General features: G+C 45.8%; 3 protein-coding genes. All 3 read right to left on the bottom strand.

Features of this window, described 5'->3' with window-relative positions; genetic code table 11:
• Positions 1 to 1,326, bottom strand: a 1,326-nt coding sequence (locus tag ACH2DQ_RS16885) for a sensor histidine kinase (protein ID WP_395027520.1), incomplete at its 3' end; no start/stop codon positions are given.
• A gap of 83 nt (positions 1,327 to 1,409) precedes the next feature.
• The gene (locus ACH2DQ_RS16880; protein WP_394914453.1) at positions 1,410 to 2,969 is read right to left on the bottom strand and encodes a response regulator; all 1,560 of its coding nucleotides are present in this window, start codon (positions 2,967 to 2,969) and stop codon (positions 1,410 to 1,412) included.
• A gap of 237 nt (positions 2,970 to 3,206) precedes the next feature.
• Entirely contained in the window at positions 3,207 to 4,652 is a 1,446-nt protein-coding gene (locus ACH2DQ_RS16875; RefSeq protein WP_394914452.1) for an alpha-L-fucosidase, read from the bottom strand.
• Positions 4,653 to 4,754 lie beyond the last annotated feature (102 nt).

Genomic DNA, 4,754 nt, shown 5'->3' with positions numbered 1-4,754 from the left:
CTGGCTGCGGTACATGGGCTGCAGCATTCTGCCCAGTGCACAGAAGCACTCTTCCAGAGGCTCGTTCTGACCCAGTTTTGCCATAAACCGCATGGTACTCAGCGTGTTAAACAGAAAATGAGGATTTAACTGGCCCTGCAGGGCTTCTTTTTCCAGAATTCTTTTCTCCCCTTCCATATCCCGGATCTGATGGATCATAGTCTGAATACTCCGGGACATCCGGTTAAACTGCCTGCCCAGCATACCAAGCTCATTTTTGCTGCTCTCATCCAGCTGTTCCCCCAGTGAACCATTTTCCATCCGCTCCATTGCGGTTCGCAGCCTCTTTAGGGGTGCAGTCAGCCTGTAGAGACTGTATACCGACAATGCCGTTGCTACCAGAAGCCCTCCTGCTGCCAATACCAGAAACCAGCGTTTTAAGGAAACCAGGCTTCCATAGAGGGACTCCTTGGGTATCTCCGTTACAATGGTCCAGGGCAGCCCCTGTATCCGATGGTAATTAATCTGAATATCCTCTTTCATCAGGTACCCGTCTCCGGTTTTCTCCAGCTCCCCAGGGGTAAACTCTGCCTGTTTTCCTGCTTTTTCCCTGTTTTGATGTACCACAACCACCCCTTCGTCATTCATCAGATAGCTTTCCCTTTCATCCGGCGTATCTGATTTTGTAAAGAGGGCGGCAAGTGCGTCTTGCTGTATATTCACTACCACGGTGGCATATCTGCCGGTTCCCAGCCAGATGCTGCTGACCGCCGTCACATAGGGTATCTCATTCTTTTCCCCCTCCATGGCAAAATTCTGATTTGTATATCCGCCAAACCATAGTACCTTGCCGGGATTTTTCAAAGCTTCCTCCTGAATTCCCAGGGAATACCAGGGCAATTCCAGATTGGGTATCCTGGTTACCATGTTCTTCTTTTCCATAACCCCCAGAGCTGTACCGTCATTGCCATAGTAATAAATGGAGTCCAGATATTCATAGTTTCCCATCACCACATTCGTATAGTCAAAAATCTGCATCGCTTTCTGGATGCTTCCGAACTGGTTTTTCCACCCCTGCCTCATATAATCCTGAAGAGAATCCTGTATCATAAAAAGCCGGAGAATCTTTTCAACTTCCTGAGTATATCGGACGATGTTATACTGATTCTGCTGGAAGTACTGCTGCATCATACTGGCTGACTGTTCCTGTATTACTTTTTCAGAACGTTTGTAACTAAAAATGGAAACCACTCCCACCAGCAATGTAATCGTTACCATAAAGACCGCCAGCAGCTGGGACTGAAGCCGTCTGCTGAATGCCTGTCCGTTATTCTTTTTCCTTCTCATGACCTCTTCCGCCTTTCCTTTCCAGAAGCGTACTTGAAAACTGCTTTCTGACAGCTGCATTAAGTTTATGGGATAGATGTCTTCTATACCCCTTTTTTAAAGGAGTTGGGAGATTGTCCGGTCACTTTTTTAAAGGTTCGGCTGAAATAACTTTCATCCAGAAACCCCACCTTCTCCGCTATTTCATAAGATCTTAAGTTGGTACTGCGCAGCAGCTCCTTGGCTTTTTCAATCCGGTAATTCATAATATAGTTGGTTAAATTTACACCCAGCTCTTTCTTGAAAAGACCGCACACATACGTCCTGCTTAATTCCACCATTTGTGACACCTGATCCAGTGAAATATCTTCCTGATAATGCAGGCTGATGTAAAACAGGATATCCTTTACGGGTTTGCTTAGCAATGTCTGCTCATCGCAGCTGCCCTGAAGATATTCCATACAGGATTCGTACACCTCCAAAACTCCATCAAAAGTCTGGCTGTCTTTTAGCCTTGTCATAAACTGCTCCGTGATCTGATATCTCTGCGTACCCTCCGGCAAAATTCTACACATCTCCACATTGATCCCATGTTCAAAATAATGCCGGATGGTAACCGGATTCTCATGCTGGCAGAAACCTTCTTCCGCTTCATGAAACCGCCTGACAGCCGTATCATCCATTTTCAGCTTCTGAATCAGCCTTCCCATCTTCCTGCGAATCAGCATCTTACAGTCATCCGGGCTTTGCGCCGCAAAAACATTATTTCTATCCAATCCATAGAAGAATTTCTTTTCCAGCGCCTGGGCGCACTGATGGTACATTTCATAAAGTTCGTCATAGCCATTGCCCCTTTGGCTTATAGCAAAAGAAACCGTGCTTTTCACACACCGTTTCAGCACATCTCGCATTTTTTCCAGCCTGCAGCACATCTGTTCAGAGAGCATTACACTTTCCGGTTCTTCTTCCAGGATCATAATAAATCTGCCGTCTTTTTCCGGAAGCAGGATATGGTTTTCCTCCACCAGCAGCTCCGACAGGATATTTTCCACTGCGGAATCCAGAATACTTCCGTAAGAGTCATTGAATATCCGCTTGCTTTCCACATAGTGATCAATTTCCAGCGCCACCATCTGCATTTGTTTCCCGGGGCATAGGAACTGTTCTTTCATTTTCAATTTCCATTCCGGTCCCATATCCAGGCGGTAGTAGAGAAAATTCCGAAGAGAGTCCTCAAACCGTTTTCGCTCCATTCCATTTTCCTGGGTCTTCTGGCTTTTGTCCATGACAACCAGTTCCCTTTTGACCTTCTCCAGAACCTTTTCCATGTCCTCCTGTGTCATAGTGAGCTTTAACACATAATCCGAGACTCCAAGTGATAAAGCTTCCCGTACAATATTGAATTCTTCCAGGCAGCTGAGGATGATAAATCTGGTCCGCTCATCCTTTTGCCGGATCTGCCTGATCAGTGTAATTCCATCCATCACAGGCATTTTAATATCAGTTATAACAATATCCGGCTGAAAGGTTTCCCAGGCTTCCAGCGCCTGCTGACCATTTTCCACATCTGCCGCCACTTCCATGCCCAGCTTCTCCCAGTCCACAGACATTTTAATTCCCAGCCTTACAAACATTTCATCTTCCGCAATTACAACCTTATACATGATCTTTCCCCCATAATCCCATGTTTTTATACATCAAAACTCTCCGAACCCCAAATCTGAATAATTTGTGCCTCCGAGAGTATAATGATGATTCATTGTATTTATTATATCATAAAATCCGTTCATGAATATATGCAACGTTCGTAAAATTTACCGAAATTGTGTTCATAATGTTACTATTTACGCATTTTGGTTGTACAGAGTAACTTTTTAAGTATCAGTTAAAAACCTGATTTTCTAAAAGGGCGGCTTTCTGGCTATTTTCAGCACCCAGGCATAATCACAGGGCTTCTGAGCCGGAAGGCTGACAACCAGACCCTCATCCGTACAGTTCCACTGCAGCGGTGCATCATCACCCAGCATGGTAATCCCTGCTATTTCCCCCGGATAAAACTGTACCGCACTTTTGATAACTGCCTTTCCGTCCTGCGGCCATCCCAGTAAAGCAGCGTAAAGCATGTTTCCATTCACGGTAAACCGGATATCTTCCGAACCATACCGAAGCTTTTCCCCCTCACTAAACATACCTGCCTTTTCCATTTTCGCCGGACCCTCTCCAAAGGTGAACCAGGGAGTTGTATCATAGATTGCCTCGCCATTGACCTCTAACCATTTCCCCATCTCCAAAAGAATATGTCTGGCTTCTTCCGGTATCTCACCATTGGGCTTTGGTCCCACATTAAGCAGGAGATATCCGTTCTTGCTCACATTGTCGATGAGGTAATGTACCAGTTCCCCCGGTTTCTTGTATTTTGCATCGAACAGGTAGCACCATCCCTCTCCGTCATCTACCGTAGTGTCGGTGATCCATTCGTGATACATCATCCGGTCGAATCTTCCCAGCTCCAGATCAATGACTCCGTTTCCTGCGGGCAGATCCTGATATTTATAAGTCGTTACCACATCCCGCCCCTGTTCCTCACTTTTGCTGTAGTAATAGGCCAGCATCTCTGCCCGGTAGGTTTCCGGCATAAATCCCAGTCCAAAGTCAAACCACAGCATATCAGGCGTAAAGCGGTCGATTATTTCCTTACATTTTGCAAGCCATTTATCACAAAATGCTTTGTCCGGCAGCGTCTGGGCATTCCAGATGGGCCATTCCCCTTTGTCCGGTATCCCATTCTTCCAGTCCAGGTCATGGGGCGTACCATACAGATCAAAATTTTCCGGATTGGATAAATCGGTTCCCTCCACCCAATGAGGGAAGAATCTCCAGTTTTCTGCATGATGAAGTGCAACCATATATTTCATACCCTTTGCCCGGATTTCTCGTTCCATTTCAGCCACTACATCAACTTTCGGTCCCATTGCAGCGGAATTCCAGCGGTTTAATCCGGTATCCCACATACTGAACCCGTCATGGTGCTCGCCCACAGGACCGGCAAATTTTGCACCTGCCTTCGCAAATAATTCTGCCCATTCCTTCGCGTCAAACTTTTCTCCGGTAAACTCCGGGATAAAGTCTTTGTATCCGTATACGGACGGATCACCGTAAGTCTTTGTATGGTACTCATACTGGGGACTGCCTTTCTGATACATATAAAATCCATACCAGCTGCCATTTGGTCTGCAGGCGGGAACGGAATAAATTCCCCAGTGGGTGTATATTCCGAACTTCGCCTTCTGGAACCAGGCAGGCGTTTGATGTGTTTTCAGTGAATTCCAGGATGCTTCATATTTCATAATGTAATCCTCCTTATGCATGTGTATTTTTTTCTACATAGTGTATAATATCATTTGCTTCATCTACGGAATTCGCATAGGTATGCAGAAACAGCCCTCTGG

Source organism: Robinsoniella sp. (assembly GCF_034124845.1).
This window is presented reverse-complemented; position numbering and strand designations above follow the sequence as displayed.

Bases quoted from the DNA above. Each gene is read 5' to 3' on its own strand.
- ACH2DQ_RS16880 (WP_394914453.1), bottom strand. From the start codon at position 2,969: ATGTATAAGGTTGTAATTGCGGAAGATGAAATGTTTGTAAGGCTGGGA.
- ACH2DQ_RS16875 (WP_394914452.1), bottom strand. From the start codon at position 4,652: ATGAAATATGAAGCATCCTGGAATTCACTGAAAACACATCAAACGCCT.